Source organism: Nocardia pseudovaccinii (genome assembly GCF_050942345.1).
Classification (GTDB): Bacteria; Actinomycetota; Actinomycetes; order Mycobacteriales; family Mycobacteriaceae; genus Nocardia; species Nocardia pseudovaccinii.
This window is the reverse complement of record NZ_CP192074.1, coordinates 5690416-5708975: the sequence shown is the minus strand read 5'-3', so window position 1 is coordinate 5708975 and position 18560 is coordinate 5690416. Positions and strand designations below refer to the sequence as shown.

Annotated in this window: 20 protein-coding genes and 1 riboswitch; of the genes, 8 read left to right on the top strand and 12 right to left on the bottom strand. The window is 65.4% G+C overall.

Features of this window, described 5'->3' with window-relative positions; translation table 11 throughout:
* The first annotated feature begins 54 nt into the window (after positions 1–54).
* From gcvH to gcvP, 6 genes are all read left to right on the top strand, one after another.
* Positions 55–453 (top strand): glycine cleavage system protein GcvH, encoded by a 399-nt coding sequence (gene gcvH / locus ACQPZ2_RS25685; RefSeq protein ID WP_433520779.1) that lies wholly within the window; start codon positions 55–57, stop codon positions 451–453.
* 170 nt (positions 454–623) lie between these two features.
* A complete protein-coding gene (garA, locus tag ACQPZ2_RS25680) occupies positions 624–1109 on the top strand; it encodes a glycogen accumulation regulator GarA (protein WP_040689879.1) in 486 nt (161 codons plus the stop codon).
* Positions 1110–1182: 73 nt separating this feature from the next.
* The gene (gene ftsR / locus ACQPZ2_RS25675) at positions 1183–2019 is read left to right on the top strand and encodes a transcriptional regulator FtsR (protein ID WP_433520778.1); all 837 of its coding nucleotides are present in this window, start codon (positions 1183–1185) and stop codon (positions 2017–2019) included.
* Positions 2020–2185: 166 nt separating this feature from the next.
* The gene (locus ACQPZ2_RS25670; RefSeq protein WP_063037414.1) at positions 2186–2659 is read left to right on the top strand and encodes a bifunctional nuclease family protein; all 474 of its coding nucleotides are present in this window, start codon (positions 2186–2188) and stop codon (positions 2657–2659) included.
* A 195-nt stretch (positions 2660–2854) separates the two neighbouring features.
* Entirely contained in the window at positions 2855–3454 is a 600-nt protein-coding gene (locus ACQPZ2_RS25665) for a MerR family transcriptional regulator (protein WP_040689886.1), read from the top strand.
* Between the two features lie 130 nt (positions 3455–3584).
* Positions 3585–3684: riboswitch (glycine riboswitch) on the top strand.
* A 188-nt stretch (positions 3685–3872) separates the two neighbouring features.
* The gene (gene gcvP / locus ACQPZ2_RS25660; RefSeq protein WP_433520777.1) at positions 3873–6692 is read left to right on the top strand and encodes an aminomethyl-transferring glycine dehydrogenase; all 2820 of its coding nucleotides are present in this window, start codon (positions 3873–3875) and stop codon (positions 6690–6692) included.
* 75 nt (positions 6693–6767) lie between these two features.
* On the opposite strand, the gene ACQPZ2_RS25655 is transcribed toward gcvP, so the two are convergent.
* The 7 genes from ACQPZ2_RS25655 to tnpB form a co-directional block, all read right to left on the bottom strand.
* Positions 6768–7448, bottom strand: coding sequence for a hypothetical protein (locus ACQPZ2_RS25655; RefSeq protein WP_433520776.1), 681 nt, complete (start codon positions 7446–7448; stop codon positions 6768–6770).
* A gap of 186 nt (positions 7449–7634) precedes the next feature.
* Positions 7635–9239: a VWA domain-containing protein gene (locus tag ACQPZ2_RS25650; RefSeq protein ID WP_433520775.1), complete on the bottom strand. Its 1605-nt coding sequence runs from the start codon at positions 9237–9239 to the stop codon at positions 7635–7637.
* Between the two features lie 144 nt (positions 9240–9383).
* Positions 9384–9653, bottom strand: a complete 270-nt coding sequence (locus tag ACQPZ2_RS25645) for a WhiB family transcriptional regulator (RefSeq protein ID WP_063037408.1) — start codon at positions 9651–9653, stop codon at positions 9384–9386.
* 27 nt (positions 9654–9680) lie between these two features.
* Entirely contained in the window at positions 9681–10223 is a 543-nt protein-coding gene (locus ACQPZ2_RS25640) for an HNH endonuclease (RefSeq protein WP_433527524.1), read from the bottom strand.
* A 54-nt stretch (positions 10224–10277) separates the two neighbouring features.
* A complete protein-coding gene (locus tag ACQPZ2_RS25635; protein ID WP_387292773.1) occupies positions 10278–10424 on the bottom strand; it encodes a hypothetical protein in 147 nt (48 codons plus the stop codon).
* A 36-nt stretch (positions 10425–10460) separates the two neighbouring features.
* Positions 10461–11360 carry a cutinase family protein gene (locus ACQPZ2_RS25630; protein ID WP_433527523.1) on the bottom strand — a complete coding sequence of 300 codons (900 nt, stop codon included), beginning with the start codon at positions 11358–11360 and terminating at the stop codon, positions 10461–10463.
* Between the two features lie 379 nt (positions 11361–11739).
* A complete protein-coding gene (gene tnpB / locus ACQPZ2_RS25625; protein ID WP_433520774.1) occupies positions 11740–13119 on the bottom strand; it encodes an IS607 family element RNA-guided endonuclease TnpB in 1380 nt (459 codons plus the stop codon).
* Here tnpB and ACQPZ2_RS25620 point away from each other — a divergent pair.
* Positions 13026–13706, top strand: a complete 681-nt coding sequence (locus ACQPZ2_RS25620; protein ID WP_433520773.1) for a winged helix-turn-helix transcriptional regulator — start codon at positions 13026–13028, stop codon at positions 13704–13706. The two genes, tnpB and ACQPZ2_RS25620, sit on opposite strands and share 94 nt — an antisense overlap.
* Before the next feature lie 3 nt (positions 13707–13709).
* On the opposite strand, the gene ACQPZ2_RS25615 is transcribed toward ACQPZ2_RS25620, so the two are convergent.
* Positions 13710–13940 carry a hypothetical protein gene (locus tag ACQPZ2_RS25615; RefSeq protein WP_433520772.1) on the bottom strand — a complete coding sequence of 77 codons (231 nt, stop codon included), beginning with the start codon at positions 13938–13940 and terminating at the stop codon, positions 13710–13712.
* 198 nt (positions 13941–14138) lie between these two features.
* Here ACQPZ2_RS25615 and ACQPZ2_RS25610 point away from each other — a divergent pair, with 198 nt between their 5' ends.
* A complete protein-coding gene (locus ACQPZ2_RS25610) occupies positions 14139–14768 on the top strand; it encodes a DUF4232 domain-containing protein (protein WP_433520771.1) in 630 nt (209 codons plus the stop codon).
* Positions 14769–14773: 5 nt separating this feature from the next.
* Here the strand turns inward: ACQPZ2_RS25610 and ACQPZ2_RS25605 are convergent, their stop codons facing one another.
* From ACQPZ2_RS25605 to ACQPZ2_RS25590, 4 genes are read right to left on the bottom strand one after another with little or no spacing between them, the layout of a single operon-like run.
* A complete protein-coding gene (locus ACQPZ2_RS25605) occupies positions 14774–16063 on the bottom strand; it encodes an acyl-CoA dehydrogenase family protein (protein ID WP_433520770.1) in 1290 nt (429 codons plus the stop codon).
* Positions 16064–16065: 2 nt separating this feature from the next.
* On the bottom strand, positions 16066–16749 hold the full coding sequence (locus ACQPZ2_RS25600; RefSeq protein ID WP_433520769.1) for a TetR/AcrR family transcriptional regulator: 684 nt from the start codon (positions 16747–16749) through the stop codon (positions 16066–16068).
* Positions 16746–17795, bottom strand: a complete 1050-nt coding sequence (locus ACQPZ2_RS25595; protein WP_433520768.1) for an alcohol dehydrogenase catalytic domain-containing protein — start codon at positions 17793–17795, stop codon at positions 16746–16748. The genes ACQPZ2_RS25600 and ACQPZ2_RS25595 overlap by 4 nt, the downstream gene beginning before the upstream one ends.
* Positions 17792–18541: an SDR family NAD(P)-dependent oxidoreductase gene (locus tag ACQPZ2_RS25590; protein ID WP_433520767.1), complete on the bottom strand. Its 750-nt coding sequence runs from the start codon at positions 18539–18541 to the stop codon at positions 17792–17794. The genes ACQPZ2_RS25595 and ACQPZ2_RS25590 overlap by 4 nt, the downstream gene beginning before the upstream one ends.
* Between the last annotated feature and the right edge of the window lie 19 nt (positions 18542–18560).

Sequence of the window (18560 nt, the reverse complement as noted above, 5' to 3'; positions counted from 1 at the left end):
CTGGCGACTGCTTGCTGGTCGCTCGAAAAGGTCAGCACGATGAAAGGACGGCCTGTGACCCAGACCCCCGAGGATCTGCGCTACACCGAAGAGCACGAATGGGTGCGGCGGATCGGCCCGACCCGGATTCGGGTGGGCATCACCGACTACGCCCAGTCTCAACTCGGTGACGTTGTGTTCGTGCAGTTGCCGGAGGTCGACAAAGATGTGGCGGCCGCGGAGAGTATCGCCGAGGTGGAATCGACCAAGAGCGTGTCCGACATCTACGCTCCGCTGGCCGCGAAAGTCGTTGCGGTGAACAATGTTCTGGACACCGAGCCGGAAACGTTGAACACCGATCCCTACGGCGATGGGTGGATCTTCGAGCTCGAATTGAGCGAGGAGGCCGGCGTGGATGCCGCGCTCGGTGAACTACTGGATGCGGCAGGTTATCAAGGAGTTATCGGGGGCTGACCCAGCCTTCCCAGTTCTACCTGCACGGGTACGCCCTGGCAGGGTACGGTCAATGCCAACAGATGTGCCGGTGCTTGGCAGCCGGTGTTCTAGCGTCAGGATCCCCAGGTCGTGGCGGTGAAGGCAGCACCTGCTTGCATGGATAATCAGGTTCGAGGAGGAGAGAAACGGTGAGCGAGAACAAAGACCCGGGTTACGGGGAGACCGCGGCCGAGACGACGTCGGTCTTCCGCGCGGATTTCCTGAACGAGGTCGACGCGTCGCGCTCCGCTGAGGCGACCGGCGAACAGCCGGTCCAAGGGGTCGAGGGTCTGCCGGTTGGTGCTGCCCTCTTGGTCGTGAAGCGAGGCCCGAATGCGGGCTCGCGGTTCCTGCTCGATCAGCCGACCACGTCGGCGGGCCGCCATCCCGACAGTGACATCTTTCTCGATGACGTCACCGTCAGCCGTCGGCATGCCGAATTCCGGCAGGACGACGATTCCTTCCAGGTGGTCGATGTGGGCAGCCTCAACGGCACCTACGTCAACCGGGAGCCGGTGGACTCCTCGGAGTTGCAGAACGGTGACGAGGTTCAGATCGGCAAGTTCCGTCTCGTCTTCCTCACTGGGCCTCGGGTCCAGCAGAGCGATTCGTCGGCGGGTGCGGGCAGCCTGTGACATCAGCGGCACGGATTTCGCGTGTCGGCAGTGTTGACAGGGAAGAACGCTGTGTCATGAAAGACTCGGTGCTATGACGGGCGCGGCGCAGTGGGCTCGCGGAGGCATGTCGATCGGCTCCGTGCTGGACCTGCTGCGACCGGATTTTCCGGATATCACCATCTCGAAGATCCGTTTCCTCGAGGCAGAGGGGCTGATCCGACCCGAGCGCACACCGTCGGGCTATCGCAGGTTCTCGATCGCGGACTGCGAGCGGCTCAGATTCGTGCTGACCGCACAACGTGATCAGTACCTGCCCTTGAAGGTGATCAAGGAGCAGCTCGAAGCGATCGACAGCGGTGCGGCGACGCTCGGTGTGCGGGAAGCCCGCGCCCGGGCGCACTCCGGCCGCAACGGTGCGCCGGAGTCGGGGCTTGCCACGCCCGACTCCGAGCGCATCGCCACACCGGCGCCGCACCACGGGGCTCGCACTGCGGCGCCGCGCAAACTCGGCGTCGTGCCCGGTGAGATCTCGGCCGATGAGCTGCGATTCGATCACGAAATCCGGCTCACCCGGGCGGATCTGCTTGCCAGGGCCGAGATCGATGAGAAATTCCTCGCCGATCTGATCCGGGCGAATCTGATCACTCCCGGCGCCGCCGGTTTCTTCGACGAGGATGCGGTGACGCTGGCCAAAACCGCCAAGGCGATGGCCGAATTCGGCTTGGAGGCACGGCATTTGCGCGCCTTCAAGCTGGCCGCGGACCGCGAGGCCGCGCTGGTCGCGCAGATCGCCGCCCCGATCGCCAAGAGTCGCGATGCGGGTGCGCGCGCACGTGCGGAGGAGACGGTGCGGGAGTTGGCGGCATTGTCGCTGACATTGCATACCTGCCTGGTGAAAGCATCGGTGCGGTCCTCGCTCGGCGGCTGAGTTCGGCGGGTGTATCCGAAGTTCGCTTGCGTTCCAGACGGACAACACGCCGATTTCGGCTGTGCACAGGGAATGCTGCACGCCTCGAGGTTCGCTTAGACTCGTGGTACGGCGAGCTCTGCAGCGGTCATGCCGGGCGGCCGGCGAGTCATTGGGAGGCAGTGCGATGAGTGAGATGCGCGTAATCGGCATTCGTGTCGAGCAGCCACAGAACCAGCCCGTGCTGTTGCTCCGCGAGGTGTCCGGAGACAGGTATCTGCCGATCTGGATCGGGCAGGCCGAGGCGACCGCGATCGTGCTCGAACAAGAGGGGGTGACCCCGATCCGTCCGCTGACTCACGATCTGATCAAGATCTTGATCGCCGACCTCGGGCACACCCTCAAGGAAGTGCGGATCGTGGATCTGCAGGAGGGCACCTTCTACGCGGATCTGGTCTTCGAGAACGATCTGCGGATCTCGGCGCGGCCGTCGGATTCGGTAGCGATCGCCTTGCGGGTGGGTTGCCCCATCTATGCCGAGGAGCCGGTGCTCGAGGAGGCGGGGCTGGTCATGCCGGACGAACGCGAGGACGAGGTGGAGAAGTTCAAGGAGTTCCTCGAGTCCGTTTCGCCGGACGATTTCAAGGCCACCGATAGCTGAGATGACCTGGCGGACTGGCATTGTCGGTTCCGCGTGCCCATATTTTTGCTGGCCCTAAAGTAGAGGTCGAGACTCTTACCGCGCGTCGCGTTTGGTCGGATGATGCCGCTCCCGGGACAATCAGGGGGAGTAATCTCGATAGTTGGGCCACGTCCGTTATGGCCGGTCGTTGGTCGTTACGGAGCCGGGTCATCGATGAGGCAAGGCGTCGGCGAAGCAAGGGAGTGGTCAGTGGCAGAGCAATCGCAGGATGTGGTACAGCCAGGCCTGTTCCCGGATGATTCGGTGCCCGACGATTTGGTCGGCTACCGCGTACCCAGCGCATGCCAGGTGGCCGGGATCACGTATCGGCAGCTCGACTATTGGGCGCGGACCGGACTGGTCGTGCCGTCCATCCGAGGTGCAGCGGGCTCGGGCAGTCAACGGCTGTATTCGTTCAAGGACATTCTGGTCCTGAAAATCGTGAAGCGACTATTGGACGCGGGCATCTCGCTGCAGAACATCCGCATCGCGGTCGATCATCTGCGCAGCCGCGGCGTGCAGGATCTGGCCGGCATCACGCTGTTCTCCGACGGCACCTCGGTGTACGAATGCACCTCGCCCGAGGAGGTAGTCGATTTACTGCAGGGTGGGCAGGGCGTCTTCGGAATCGCGGTCAGCGGCGCCATGCGGGAACTGACCGGAGCCATCGCCAACTTCCCGGCCGAGCGGGCGGTGAGCGGCAGTGCGAGCGAACGCCCGGAGGACGAACTGTCCTTCCGTCGTAAGGCTCGGATGAACCGGAAGACCGGCTAGAGATCATGTCGAGTGCCCGTCGATGCTGCGGCGGGCACTTCTCATAGGCGCCGGAGTGATGAGCGCTACACGCCCATCCGGGGTCCGGTGGCGTCATTTATTGCGCGCGCGGCATAAACTAGCCATGCGTCGCCGCCGTGCGGGAGAGTTCCGGACTTCACAAGAGTCCGGGCGCCGAAGGAGCAGCACCTCCCCGTCAATCTCTCAGGCAAAAGGACCGTACGGGCTTCGACGTCTCTGGAAAGTGGTGTTTGGCGCACAACGCGGCGATCGCCCGCCCATGGGGAAAGGGGTCTTGAGCCCTGTCCGTTCGAGGCAGGGTGTCGCGGCGTCCGAATCTCTCAGGCTCCACGACAGAGGGGGAGGGCTGGTACCCGTCGACCGCTGTTGGTCGACCCCGCCCGACCTTGGAGCTGCCGTGACTCGATCATTCGCCGACCGCCACATCGGACCCGACCGGGACGAACTCGCCCGGATTCTGGACGTCGTAGGCGTCGGCTCGCTGGACGAGCTCGCCACCGCGGCACTGCCCGCGAGCATTCTGGACGGCTCCGGCCTCGAGGTGCTGCCGCCCGCGGCCACCGAGCACGAGGTGCTCACCGAACTCGCCGAGCTCGCGCACACCAATACCGTCGCCACCTCGATGATCGGGCTCGGCTACTACGACACGTTGACTCCGCCGGTGCTGGTGCGCAGCCTGCTGGAGAATCCGGCCTGGTACACCGCCTACACGCCGTACCAGCCGGAGATCAGCCAGGGGCGGCTCGTGGCACTGCTCAATTTCCAGACCATGGTGTCGGATCTGACCGGGATGGAGGTGGCCAATGCGTCCATGCTGGATGAGGCCACCGCCGCCGCCGAGGCGATGACACTGCTGCGCCGCGCGGGCAAGTCCAAGTCCGCACGCCTGCTCATCGATGACGATCTGTTCCCGCAGACCAAGACCGTGCTGTCCACCCGGGCCGAGCCGCTGGGCATCGAGATCGTCTCGGCGGATCTGTCCGGTGGCGAGTTGCCCGAGGGCGAGTTCTTCGGCGTGCTGGTTCAGGTTCCGGGTGCGTCGGGGCGGATTGTGGACTGGCGGCCGGTGATCGAGACGGCGCACGAGCGTGGTGCATTGGTGGCGGTCGGCGCGGATCTGCTTGCGCTGACATTGATTACGCCGCCGGGGGAGCAGGGTGCGGACGTATGTTTCGGCACCACACAGCGTTTCGGGGTGCCGATGGGCTTCGGCGGGCCGCACGCCGGATATCTGTCGGTGCACACCAAGCATGCGCGGCAACTGCCCGGCCGGTTGGTCGGCGTCTCCGTGGACGCGGACGGCAATAAAGCATACCGGCTCGCGCTGCAGACCCGTGAGCAGCACATTCGCCGGGAGAAGGCGACCTCGAATATCTGTACCGCACAGGTGCTGCTGGCCATTGTGGCCGCGATGTACGCGAGCTACCACGGTGCCGACGGACTGCGGGCGATCGCCCGCCGGGTTCATTCGCGCGCGGCAGCCATCGCGGCCGGGCTCGATGGTGTCGTGGTGCACGAAAACTTCTTCGACACCCTGCTGGTGCGCGTGCCCGGCGGCGCGGAATCCGTTGTCGCGAAGGCGAAGTCGAGCGGGATCAACCTGCGGCTGGTGGATGCCGATCACGTCGGCATCGCCTGTGACGAGGCCACCACCGAGGGGCATGTCACCGCGGTGCTCGAATCCTTCAGCACCGGACTGCCGTCGGGCGTGGGCGATCCGGGCGGTGTGCCGAGCGTGACCGGCGGTTCGATCGAGACCCGCACCTCGGAATTCCTCACCCATCCGGCCTTCACCAGTTACCACACCGAAACCGCGATGCTGCGCTATCTGCGCAGGCTCTCCGATAAGGACATCGCATTGGACCGCAGCATGATTCCGCTCGGCTCCTGCACCATGAAGCTCAATGCCACCGCCGAGATGGAGGCCATCACCTGGCCCGGTTTCGCGCGGGTCCATCCGTACGCGCCGGTCGAGGATGCGCCCGGTCTGCTGCGGGTGATCACCGATCTGGAGGGCTGGCTCTCGGCCATCACCGGGTACGACCAGGTGAGCCTGCAGCCGAATGCGGGTAGCCAGGGTGAGTACGCCGGGTTGCTGGCTATTCGGCGCTATCACCTGGATCGTGGTGACACACATCGGGATACGTGCCTCATTCCGTCCAGTGCGCACGGCACCAATGCGGCCTCGGCCACCATGGTGGGGCTGCGCGTCGAGGTCGTGAAGTGCCGGGAGAACGGCGATGTGGACCTCGACGATCTGCGCGCCAAGATCGCCGACCACGCCGACCGGCTGGCCTGCATCATGATCACCTACCCGTCCACGCACGGCGTGTACGAGCACGAGGTCGCCGAGTTGTGCGCGCTGGTGCACGATGCGGGTGGTCAGGTGTACGTCGACGGCGCGAATCTGAATGCCCTTGTGGGCCTTGCCCGTCCGGGCCGGTTCGGTGGCGATGTCAGCCATCTGAACCTGCACAAGACCTTTTGCATTCCGCACGGGGGCGGCGGTCCGGGCGTCGGCCCGGTGGCGGTGCGCTCGCATCTGGCGCCGTATCTGCCCGGTGACCCGCTCGAGCCGGGTTCGCACGCGGTGTCGGCTGCGAAGTACGGTTCGGCGTCGATCCTGCCGATCACCTGGGCTTATATCCGGATGATGGGTGCGGACGGTCTGCGTAAGGCCACGTTGACCGCGATCGCGTCAGCCAACTACATCGCGCGCCGCTTGAACGAGCACTTCCCGGTGCTGTACACCGGTGAGAACTCGATGGTTGCGCACGAGTGCATTCTGGATCTGCGCGAGATCACCAAGCGGACCGGCGTGACCGTCGACGATGTGGCAAAGCGGTTGGCGGACTACGGATTCCACGCGCCGACCATGAGCTTCCCGGTGGCGGGCACGTTGATGGTGGAGCCCACCGAGAGCGAAAACCTCGCCGAGCTGGACGAATTCATCCTCGCGATGACAGCGATCCGGGGCGAGATCGATCAGGTAGCCGCGGGTGTGTGGCCGGTCGAGGACAACCCGCTGCGCGGCGCGCCACATACCGCGGCCTGCCTGGTCGGGGAATGGGACCACTCGTACAGCCGGGAGGTCGCGGTGTACCCGCAGGGTCTGGATCCGGCGCGGGGCAAGGTGTGGCCCGCGGTGCGGCGCATCGACGGTGCCTACGGTGACCGCAACCTCGTCTGCTCCTGCCCGCCGCTGGACGCGTACTGACGGCAACCGAGCCGCACCTCGACCCCGTTGCGGGTGCGGCTCGGTAGCCATCTGACGTGTTCCGAGGGCGGCGAGTCACGCCGGGTCCGGCGCGGCCTCGGGTTCGATTTCCGGTATCTCGCTGAGGGCTTCGATGCCCAGTTCCGACCGCGTCGCGTCGATGACGGCGCGTTCGTCTTGGACGGTGTTGGCAATTGCCTTGTGCCACAGTGCGCGGATCGCGTTGACGTCGTCCATGGTTGCTTCGTGGTCGAGTTCGACCTTGAGGCGTTGCACGGTGATGCTCTGGGCTGCGGTGAGGGTGCGCAGGAGATCTTCGCAGCGCGCCGGGATCTTGGGGTTCGCCAGGACGCGCAGGCGGGTGATGTAGCCGTTGCATGCGGAGATGCTCTGCTGTACTTCCTTGCCGAAACTGTCCACCTCCTCGACGGATTCGGCCTTCCAATCGAGGGTGTCCCACAGGGTTTGGCGGACGTCGGCGGCGGCGAGCAGTACCGAGGAGATCGCGGTCAGAATCGAGTCGCGTCGCCATTTGTCCTGTTCGCGGCGTTCTGCGGCGGCGTTGGCGTTGTCGATATTGCGTTCTGCGGCGGCGTGGGTTGTCTCGATATTGGCCTGTGCGGCATCAAGTGTGGTCCGGTTGCGCTCGTCGGCCGCGGTGATCGCGTCGCGGTTCGTCCGGTTGTTGATCAGGACGCCGATGAGCGCCGCGGCGGCGACGATGAGCGAGCTGAGAAGCGGAAGCCAGGAAGTCACCGGGTCATCATTGCATTGCGGGCTGCTCCACTGTGCCCCGATCGGCTGTCAGATCGCACCGGCACGCGCCGCGGCTGGTGCGGCACCGGCCGCGCGGAGGCTGTCTTGCGTGGTCAGCGGTTCGTGAGCGATGAACGAGCGGTAGTAGATCGGCGCCATGGCGAGGAGATTGCCGCAGGCGATCATTCACGGCGTCGTCAACGCATGCATAACTGCGGTCCCGAAGCTGACGTCATCCGAGGTCGGCAGTCGCGTGTACGTGCCCCCGGTCCGCTGAGCGGCGGTTTGGAGGGTCTCCGTGCCATTGCCCCCGATGACGATCACATCGATGCGAACCGGGTGGGCCGGATCGGCGGCCGAGGTCAGCTCGGTCAGCAATTTGGCTCCGGTGGTGGTGGAGTCGTCATCCGGGCCGTCGGTGATGAGCAGAACCGAATTGGTAAGCCCCGGAGTGTATCCGCGAACAGTCGACTTGTAGGCCGCGATCAGTGACGGATAAGCCTGGTCGGTACGGGATTCGGTGGGCTTCACCGCCTCCAGCGCCGTATCCAACGCGGTGCGCTGCTGATTGTTCAGTGGCGCGGTGGGCGTTTGGATCTTGTACGGCGTTGTCCCGTCGAGGTTCTTCCCGAACGTCCACACGCCGAGTCCGAAGTCCGGCGGCATCACATTCATCGTGGAGCGCAGCGCGCCGAGTGCATTCGAGAGCCGGGTGACGGATCCGTCGTTGTTGCCCATCGAGGACGAGACGTCGAGCAGCACCGTAGCCTGCACGCCGAGAACAGGATTGGCGAGTGTGGCACGCACCTTGTCCAGTGCGGTCCGCTGTGCGGCGGGTGCGGCGATGGCCGGTGCCGCGGCGAATCCGGCGGCGGTGAAGGCCGAGGACTGTTGGGGTGCGCGCAGGTAGTCGGCGAACAGTGACGCGATCAGATTCTGGGTCTTGTCCACCCACGCCCCGGACATCAGCGCGGCGGGATGATCGGCAACAGGTGCGGTCCCCATTGGCCGAAATTGCGATGTACTACCAACAGCTTTCAGTTGCTGCTCGGTAGCCGCCACTGCGTGAATGGGCGAATTCGTCCCACCGATCGCGGCCAATGCGGCCGTGGTGTCCGCCGCCTGCGGTGCTTTCGCGGCGAGCCCGGAGATCGCCGCGACCACCTGACCGGACCGCGCGACTTGATCGGTGAGCGGATCGGTTCCCGAAACCGCTGAGCCGACCGCTGCTGCTGCCGCTAAGGTCGAGTCCCCGGTGGGCAGCGCCATCCGCAGCCCACCCCACCCGGACAATCCGAGTTCGTCCAGCGAACCCTGTTGCAGCCGTGGCAAATCCGCCCAGGTGATCTTGGCCTGCTCGAGCGCACCCCGCAGATCCTCGGGAACGGCGACCACGATCGGACTCATCGCAACCGGCGCGGGTGTGCCCTCGATCAGACCGGGCACCCGCATGGATTCGATGGACCGCATCGAATCGGCGATCCACAGCCCCGGCTGTGGACCGAGCGCACCGTTCCACGGCGTGCCCGCGGTGAACCCGGCGACGATCGCCGTCGACGGCTGGGCCGTCACCACTACCTTCGCGCAATGATCGCGCACCTTCGGATTGGTCGCGTTGTAGCGCTCCGCCGCGGCCCGCACCGGATCGGCGATATCCGGATCGACCGTCACGAACAGCGTCGACGGCCCCTCCTTACATTCCGCCGCGGCCGACTTGTCCCGGTTCGCGGCGCGATCACTGAGTTGAAAAAACGCGAAGACCGCCGCGACTGACAGCAAAACGGCAACCACTGCGATAACCGGACCTTTGCTGACGCCCCGGGACCTGGTTCCGCTGCGATGTGTGCCCACGATGCTCAGTGTATGTTCACGCGAGATTTGCCGTGCCGGTGTGTCCGGTGCGGCGCACCGGCACGGCGTGGCGTGAACGTCCGACTAGGCGCGGATCATCCGTCCGCGGTCGAACTCGTGTCCGCCCCAAACTCCGGACTGTCCAGTCCGCGCGGCGAATTCACCGCAGGCGTCCCGAATCGGGCAGCCGGCGCAGACCGCACGCGCGTACTCGAAGTCCTGTGACGGGTACGGGAACCACGCCTCGTGATTCGGATCACCGCGGCAGGCCGCCCGATGCCACTCCCGGGAATCCGAGAGCGGGAGCAGGTCGGTCAGATCGACAACCGCGCTGGTCTCCAATTCGACGGTCATTTCGAGCCTTCTCCTTTCTCTCTCGGCTCAGGTGGCGGCCAGTTGCTTCCAGATCCGCTGTTGCCGTTTGGCCAGGTGGTCCGGCGCCTTCGGCTGCCACAGCAACCGCATGCCCGCTTCCTCCGGCGTCCGGTCGGCCTTGCTCGAGTTGCACGACGCGCACGCGGCGATCAGGTTGTCCCAGGTGTTCGGACCACCCCTGCTGCGGGGCCGAATGTGGTCGACGGTGCGTGCCCAGGACGCGCAGTATCCGCACCGGTGGTGGTCTCGGCGCAGCACCCCGGCCAGCGTCGCGCGACTGCCGTCGTGTACTCGCGTCACATGGTCGAGGTATACGTACCGCAGCAGCCGGATCGTCTCCGGCAGCGCGAGCTCGTGGTGCTTGGACCGGATCGGGAGGTGCGGCTCCCGATCCGCGATCGACTCCGCGGCGCCGCCCATGAGCAGCACCACGGCCCGGTCGGCGCTGATCTCGGTGAGCGCCTCGTAGCTGGCGTTCAATACCAGTACCCGGGTGTGTATCCAGTTGTCGACAGTAGCCACCACCGGATCGGTGGCACGGTGGAACATCATGGGAGTCACCATGTTTCGAGAGAGCGAGCGGATTCGGAAGGCGAGGGTCGGTCAGTTACCGGCCGGGAGGCGGCGCAGTTCCTGCTCGACGCGCGCGTCATACCGACGCAAGCTCGATACGACAATGGTCACGGCCGCCGCCTCCTTCCTCATGCTCGTGAGCACCCGCGGAATCGGGTGATCATCATCGAAATCCATGGTGGCACAGCGTGCCCACCGCTGGCGAAGGGTTTTTCAGGCCAGGCCGACCAGCCACTGCCGCAGCCACGAGGTGGCGGTGGCGCCGTTGGAATCCACAACGTAGGTCGGATAGTTCTGGTGTACGAACGAGTTGTAGAACCGTTCGAATTCCCGCTTGCGCTCGTTCATCTCCGGATCGGCGAGCTGGTTCTGGATGAGCGGGGCCACCCCGGTCGCCATCAGGTCGTTGAAGATGGCGAACGCCTCCTGCTGGTAGCGCCACAGCTGAGCCGGGTCGGGATCGGAGGCCTGGGCCAGGAAGCCGGCGACGCGGGTCGCGAAGTCGGTGGGCGGTGCGGCGCAGTAGAGGTCGCCGACGGCGCAGATGGTGCGGGTCTTCGGGGTGAGGAAGCCGAAGCCGCCGATGCGCGGGCCGCCCGCGCCGGCGCCGTCGACCGGCGGGCCGATGAGTGCGTCGGTCGGCGAGCGGCGCGGATCCGAGATGAGCCCGACCGCGGCGATGCGTTCGGGCCGAACGGGACTCGATCCGGTGCCGATTTCGGCGGCGAGATCGCCTGCCGCATCCGCGCCCTGGCTGTAGCCGATCAGCGCAATCTTTGTCTCGGCGCACTGCTGGGCCATGGCCGTGACCAGGCCGCGGGCATTATCGATGGCCTGCCGCTTGGACCGGCCGTAAACATCGGTCTCCCACGGGAAAGCGGTCGCCGCGTAGGTCACGTAGTCGGTCCTGGTATTTCGCGGCAGGTTATCGGTAACGCTCGCGAGCATGCCCTCGCCGGGATTGGCGTCGGAGGTCTCCCAGGTGCCGGGTACCGCCACGACATACAGGTCGGGGCAGCCATCGGGCGCTGCCGTCGCCGCGCCGGCACCGCCGACGGCGCCCGCCGCACCTACCATGACGGTTCCCGCCACTGCACCGATCATCTTGCGCATAAACATGGTCCACACCTCGGTTTTGCTAGGTCCGAAGCGGCCGGGGGCCGTACGCGACTGCCTGCCGTCGCGTCGGAGACAACCGTACGGTCTGACCAGGGGTTGATGCGGGAACAACCCGTGACAAACGCTGAACATTTTTAACACAATGCGCAATGCCGACGATTCGCCCGGCGCGGCGGGATGAAGGAGCCGCGGGCGAGGGGGTGCGCGACTCCTTCATCGTGTCCGAGGGGCAGTCACCGCCTCGTCCACGGTTGTGGTGGTTATCAGGACACCATGACTCCCTCCCGTCGCACAAGAAGCAAGCTGTGCCCATCCATTGAACCGTTGCGAACGAGTGTGCTTGAGTTGCACGCTTGTTCGGAGTCGCGTATTGCTACGCGGCGTTGCCCTCATGGGGCTTCCCGTGGCGGTACCCGCTGCCAACGAGGTTGGTCTTACAGGGGTTTCCATCGAGCGCGTTTTTCGTCGCCCCGGAACTCGGGGAGGACGTGCCGTGGTGGATCCGGGTCGCGAGTGCGGCCAGGTTCCGGGCTGCATTGAGGTCGCGATCCGTGCGATGACCGCACGAATCACAGCAGAACACTCGATCACGAAGGCGCAGTTTGGTTTTCACCACGCCACAAACTGGGTTGGAGCAGGTTTTCGAGGATGGATACCAGCGGTCGGCGACGGTCAGTGTGCCGCCGCGCCAGCCCGACTTATAGTTGAGTTGGCGGCGCAACTCGCCCCATCCGGCATCGGCGATCCGGCGAGCCAGCCTATGGTTGCGGAGCATGCTGGCGACGTTGAGGTCCTCGACCACGACGGTGCCGAACCGGTCGGTCAACGCGGTGGTGAGCTTGTGCAGGCCGTCGGCACGACAGTTCGCTACTTTCGCGCGCAGCTTGGTGATCTTGGAGTTGGATTGCTGCCAGCGTTTTGACGGCTTGGTACCGGTGCGCCTGTCCGGACCTCGGCGACGGGCGGCTTGGCGCTGCAGTCGCTGCAGCCCGCGGTGCGCCTGTTCGAGATGGCGCGGGTTGGCGACCATGCCGTGGCAGTCGGAGACGCCGGGGACCGGTTGTGACAGCACGGCCAGGTGCGTGATACCGAGGTCGACACCGACGACCGTGTCCGGCCGGGTCGGGGCACGGTGGGTGCGCTCGACTTCGACAGAAAATGACACGAACCAGCGACCCCGCGTGAAGCTCACGGTGGCCGACCGGATCCGGGCGGTGCCACGTTCGATATGGCGAGCCAGTTTGCGGGTCGACTCGTGGGTGCGCACCACGCCGATCCGGGGCAGCTGCACATGCCGACGATCGGTGTCGGCCAAGCCGAACGCGCCGGTGGTGAACCGGCACGACTTCGCCGAGCGCTTGGATTTGAACCGCGGGAAACGCACTCGCGCCCCGCTGCGGTCGCCGGATCGAGACTTCGCCCAATTCGACAGCCCCGCAGCTAGATTCGCAAGACCCGACGAGTACGCCTCTTTCGAGTTCTCCCGCCACCACGGCGCAACGACATCTTTTGTCTGATTCCACCTCTTGCGCAGGCCGTAGGCGGACCAGTTAACCGGTGGGGTCAACTCGGCATCGGCGATGCCGTAGGAGCGTTCCGCGGCCCGCTGATCCAGGTTCGCCTTCACCTCGCCCAGACCCCAGTTGAACGCCTTGCGCTGTGCCCCACAGTGCGATCGCAGCATCTGCTTCTGCGCCTCGGTCGGATCCAACGCGAACCGGTACGCCTGCAGCACGGTCGCGTCATCGGTCACGAACCGACAATGACACACACCACCGACATCCACCCAAATGTGCTCAACGTTTACTGTCACGAAGTCTGCTCGCCGAGCGGCTGCGCCAACTCGAGCGGGCGGCGCTGATCGAGAAAATGGGCAGCGAATACCTGCTCACCGCCGCCGGTCGGGAATTGGAGCCGATCCTGTTCGGGCTCGGCGAATGGGGTGCACGCTGGACCTTCGGCGAACCGCGGCCCGAGGAACTGGATGCCGGGCTGCTGGTGTGGTGGATGCACTCCCGGTTGGATACATCCACGTTTCCCGGTAAGCGTCATGTGTTGTGCGTGCGGTTCACCGACGACTTCCGGCGCTATTGGATCGTCGTCGAATCGGGTGTGCTGTCGGTGTGCGATGCCGATCCCGGCTATCCGGTCGACGTCACCATCAGCTCCGATGTCGAATCGCTGTACCAGGTTTGGCTGGGACGCATTCCGCTCTCGCACGCAATGCGAACCGGCCGAGTGGAATTCACCGGGCCGACCGCGCTCACCCGGCGGATGCCGTCGGTACTGCAACTGAGTCCCGTTGCGGGATATGCGGATCCGGTCGTACGCGCCTCGTGACGATTACGCAGTCGGCTCTCGCGCGTAGATGTAGTAGCGGTACACGCCATCCCCGGGATCGGCGCTCAGCGGCCACTCGCCGTCGGCGATGAACCATGTCCATTCGAGAGCGAGGCCCGCGTCGCGTTCGGCGATCGACTTCGCCCGGTCCAACGAGCTGTCGGTGCCCAGGGCCCGGTCGTCGGTACCGCAGAACTCGCAACTGTGCACCCGCCGCACCTCGTATGCGATCACTCGCCTACCTCCGGGCACCCAGATTAGACCTGGTTATCCGGGTGTGCACCGATAACGTTCGACGGGTGCGGCCGATAAACAGCTCGACAGGCTCGTCCGCTCGGGGGGACCGCGTGTCGAACGGGGAGTTCCGGAAGTGGCGTCCGCAACGAATCAGTGGGGCACCAGTTCGAATCGAATACGCAAGGGATGTGTTCCATGTCGACATCGACGGTGAAATATCTGGTGCCGCTGGGCTGCTGCGCGGTTCTCACGTTGGCCGGTTGCGCCGGCGGTGATCACGGCCACGGTGCAGCCGCAGGCACGAGCGCAATCTCGACGACCGCCGGTAGCCGCGTGCCGGGGCCGAGTGCGGCAGCCACAGAGCAGCCAACTGGAGCGACCGGCGAACCGGCTTCGCCGCTGCCGCCGATACCGGCATGCGACGGCAGCCAGCTCATAGTCGGCGTGGAACCGATGTCGCCCGGCGCGGGCCACCGCGGTGTGCGCATGCATTTCTCGGTCGTCGGCGCCAGCGGTGCGTGCACACTGACCGGATACCCTGGCGTCGACACCGGCCCCGGCGGGCCGCTCCTGCACGCCGAGCGCACATTGCGCGGCTATCTGGGCGGTCTCCCGGCCGATATCGATACGCCACCGACCGTCGTCCTGGATCACGACCACAATGCCGAGGCAGTGGTCGAGGGCGGCGCGGTGGATGCGGAAGGCAACCAGTGCCCCACGTATACGAAGCTTTTGGTCACCGCCCCGAACACCACCGATACGCACGCGGTCAGCACCACCATCGACACCTGCACGCTGAGCGTTCACCCCTTGACCGCCCAATAGCGATTTCAGAGGTTGCCGACAATGTGTTCCAGGCGGCGCGCCACCAGTTCACGGGCCTGCTCGCGCAGGGCGGGGCGGTAGCCGCTCGGGTACACCGGATCGCCCGGGGCGTAATCCTTCAGGACTTCCTTGGCGAGGGTGATCTTGTGGACCTCGGTGGGGCCGTCGGCGATTGCCATGACCTCGGCGTAATTCATCATGTCGACGAACGGGAGGTCCTGGCTGACGCCGATGGCGCCGTGCAGATGCAGTGCGCGCTGGGCGATATCGTGCATCACCTTCGGCATCGCCACCTTGATGGCGGCAATGTCCTTGCGGACCTTCAGATAGTCCTGTTCCTTATCGATGCGCCAGGCCGTGCGCAGGACGAGCAGGCGGAACTGCTCCATCTCGATCCAGCTGTCGGCGATGCGTTCCTGGGTCATCTGCAAACCCGCGAGGGCCCCCTTGCGCATCGGCCGGGAGACCGCGCGTTCGGCCATCATGTCGAAGGCCTTGCGCACCAACGCGACTGTGCGCATCGCGTGGTGCACCCGGCCGCCGCCGAGGCGGGTCTGTGCCACGATGAAGCCCATACCCTCCTGGCCGAGCAGGTGGTCGGCGGGCACCCGGACATCGGTGAAGCGCAGATGTCCCTCGTGCTCGCTGAAACCGTGCACGTGGAAGTTCTTGACGATCTCCAGACCGGGGGTGTCGGCGGGCACGATGAACATCGACATGCCCTGGTACGGGCTGACATCCGGATTGGTGACCACCATGACGATATGGAAGCTGGCGAACTGCGCGTTCGAGTTGAACCACTTCTCGCCGTTGATGACCCAGGAGTCGCCGTCGCGCACGGCGCGGGTCTTGAACAGCGTCGGATCCGACCCGCCGGTGGGTTCGGTCATGACATAGCAGGAACCGATCTCACCGGCCAGCAGCGGCTCCAGGTACCTGGCCTTCTGTTCCTCGGTGCCATAGTGCGCGAGGATTTCCGCGTTACCGGAATCCGGTGCCTGGCAACCGAATACGGACGGTGCCCACACCGAAGTGCCGAGCACCTCGTTGAGCAGCCCGAGCTTCAGCTGCCCGTAGCCGGGGCCGCCCAGTTCCGGTCCGAGATGGCAGGCCCACAGCCCGTGTTCCTTCACCTTCTCCTTCAGCGGCCGCATCAGCGCCATCGCCTCGGTATCGGTGCGGTCGTAGGGATTCGGGTAGAGCAGATCGAGGGGCTCCACCTCGGTGCGGACGAACTCCGCCGCCCAGTCCAGCTTCCGCTGGTATTCCGGGTCGGTTTCGAAATCCCAAGCCATGGTCAGCCTTTCGTGTCGGTGATGCCGTCGAGAACGGTGGACGCCACAATGTCGGCGATTTCACCGGGGGAGCGCCCGCCGTATGGGCGGTACCAGAAGGTCACCATGTTCAGCATGCCGAGCACACTGTTGGTGACCACGTGGTCGTCGGTGCGCAGCAGGCCCGCCGCATGACCCGCGTCGATGACGCGCTGCCAGCAGGCCTGTATTTCGTCACGCATTTCCTGTAGTTCTTCGCCGCGCTCACCGGTCAGTGCGGTGACGTCGCGCAATTGGATGGCGACTTCGCGACGGTGCTCGATGATCAGCCCGACGTGGCTGTGGATCAGCTTGCGCAACTTGACGATCGGGTCGTCGATGCCGCGGGAGATCCGCTGGGCATCGGTGAGCATGAGCTGGATGTAATCGCGCAGGATCTGCCAGAGCAGCTCTTCCTTGGAACCGATGTGGTAGTACAGCGCACCCCGCTGAACCCCCGCTCGATCACCGATTTCCGCGACGCCGGTGCCGTGGAAACCCTTTTCCGCGAACAGTTCCACCGCAGCCGTCACGATGCGCGCCCTGGTCGCCTCGGCCGTGGTCTCCGCGGCCGGTGGACGACCACGGCGACGAGGCGAGGCCAACTCGGGCCCACCCGTCACCCGGCCACCACCCCTCATGGAATCGCTGCGCGATACTGCGGTCATTTGCGCGGATCCAGTACGACCTTGGAAACCCCGTCGGCACGGTCGGCGAACATGCGGTAGGCATTCGCACCGTCCGACATCGGGAATCGGTGTGTGACAACGGCTTCGGGCCGGATTCGACCAGCGGCGGTGAGTCGCAGCAGTGCGGGCAGTTCGTATTGGATCGAGCAGAGTCCGATATGGAATTCGAGCTCCTTGACCTGCGCCAATTGCATATGGAACGGGAAGGCGCGATTATGACTGACGCCGACCACGCCGACCCGGCCACGATGCCCGACGGCGCTGATGGCGAGCTTGATGGTCGCATCGGCGCCGACCGCCTCGATCGCGACATCCGCACCACCGCTGAGCATTTCGCGGATGACGGTCTTGGGTTCGTCGGATTCGACTATTTCCGCGCTCAATTCGGCGGCGCGCTTGCGCCGGTCGGCCACCAGATCCACCCCGAGCACCCGCGCCGCGCCCATCGCGAACGCCGACTGCACGGCCATCAGCCCGACCGGTCCCAGCCCGATCACCACCACGGTCTCACCGGGTGCGATGCGGGTGCGGCGTGCGCCGTACCAGGCGGTGGGCGCGTTGTCGGTGAGCACGATCGCGGCCTCATCGCTGACCGAATCGGGCAGCCGTACCAGATTCCCCTCGGCGTGGGGTACCGCGAGATATTCCGCCTGTGCACCGGCGAGCGATCCGCCGAGTCCATAGCAGGCGTCGGCGGGCATCGGGTGGCGTTCACAGGCCGCCACGATGCCTGCCTTGCACTTCGCGCAGCGGTTACAGCCGACGGAAGCGGAGACCAACACCCGGTCACCGACCGTGAATCCCTGTATGTCCGAACCCAATTCGACGATCTCGCCGACGGCCTCGTGGCCGACGCTGTATCCGGTGCCGTCGGTGAAGCCGTGCCCGGCATAGATGTGCAGATCACTGCCGCAGATTCCGGCGGCGGTCACCCGAACGATTGCGCCGTCGCGGCCCGGCAGCATCGGATCGGGCACCTCGGTGTACGAGATCTGTTGCGGTCCTTGGTAAGTCAGTGCCTTCATCGCCAACCGCCGTCCAGTGCCAGAGTTGCGCCGGTGCAATACGCCGAAGCATCCGTCGCGAAGTACAGTGCCGCGCCGACGATTTCATCCGGGCGACCGATCCGCCCGAGCGCCATATGCCGAGTCAGCTCAGTGCGCAACTCATCGGGCCACGCCTTGGAAATATCCGTCTCGAACGGACCGCATTGGATCGTGTTGACCCGCACCGTCGGCGCGAAACTCTGCGCGAGTCCGCCGGTGAGATTGGCCAATCCGGCCTTGGCGGCCGCATAGGGCACCGCGAGCGGTTCCGGTCGTTCGGCCTCGATCGAGGAGATATTGATGATCGAACCGCCACCGGCGGCGGCCATCCGGGTGCCGATCAAGGTCGACAAACGGAACGGGCCCTTGAGATTGACCGCGATCACCTTGTCGAACATGTCCTCGCTCACCTGATCCAGGCTCGGATACAGCAGCGACATCCCGGCATTGTTGACCAGCACGTCGACCTTGCCGAACTCCGCGTAGGCCGCCTCGACCAGCGCATCGCACTGCGCCCAATCGCTGACATTGCACGCCACCGGAAATGCGCGCCGTCCATGGGTGTTCTTCACCTCATCGGCCAGCTCGACACACCCGTCGAGTTTGCGACTTGCGATCACCACATCCGCACCGGCCGCGGCGAAGGCCAGCACCATCTCCCGGCCGAGCCCGCGGCTACCGCCCGTGACCAGCGCGACCTTATCCGCTAACGACTGTCCTGGCATTGCGCTCCATTGCTCCGGC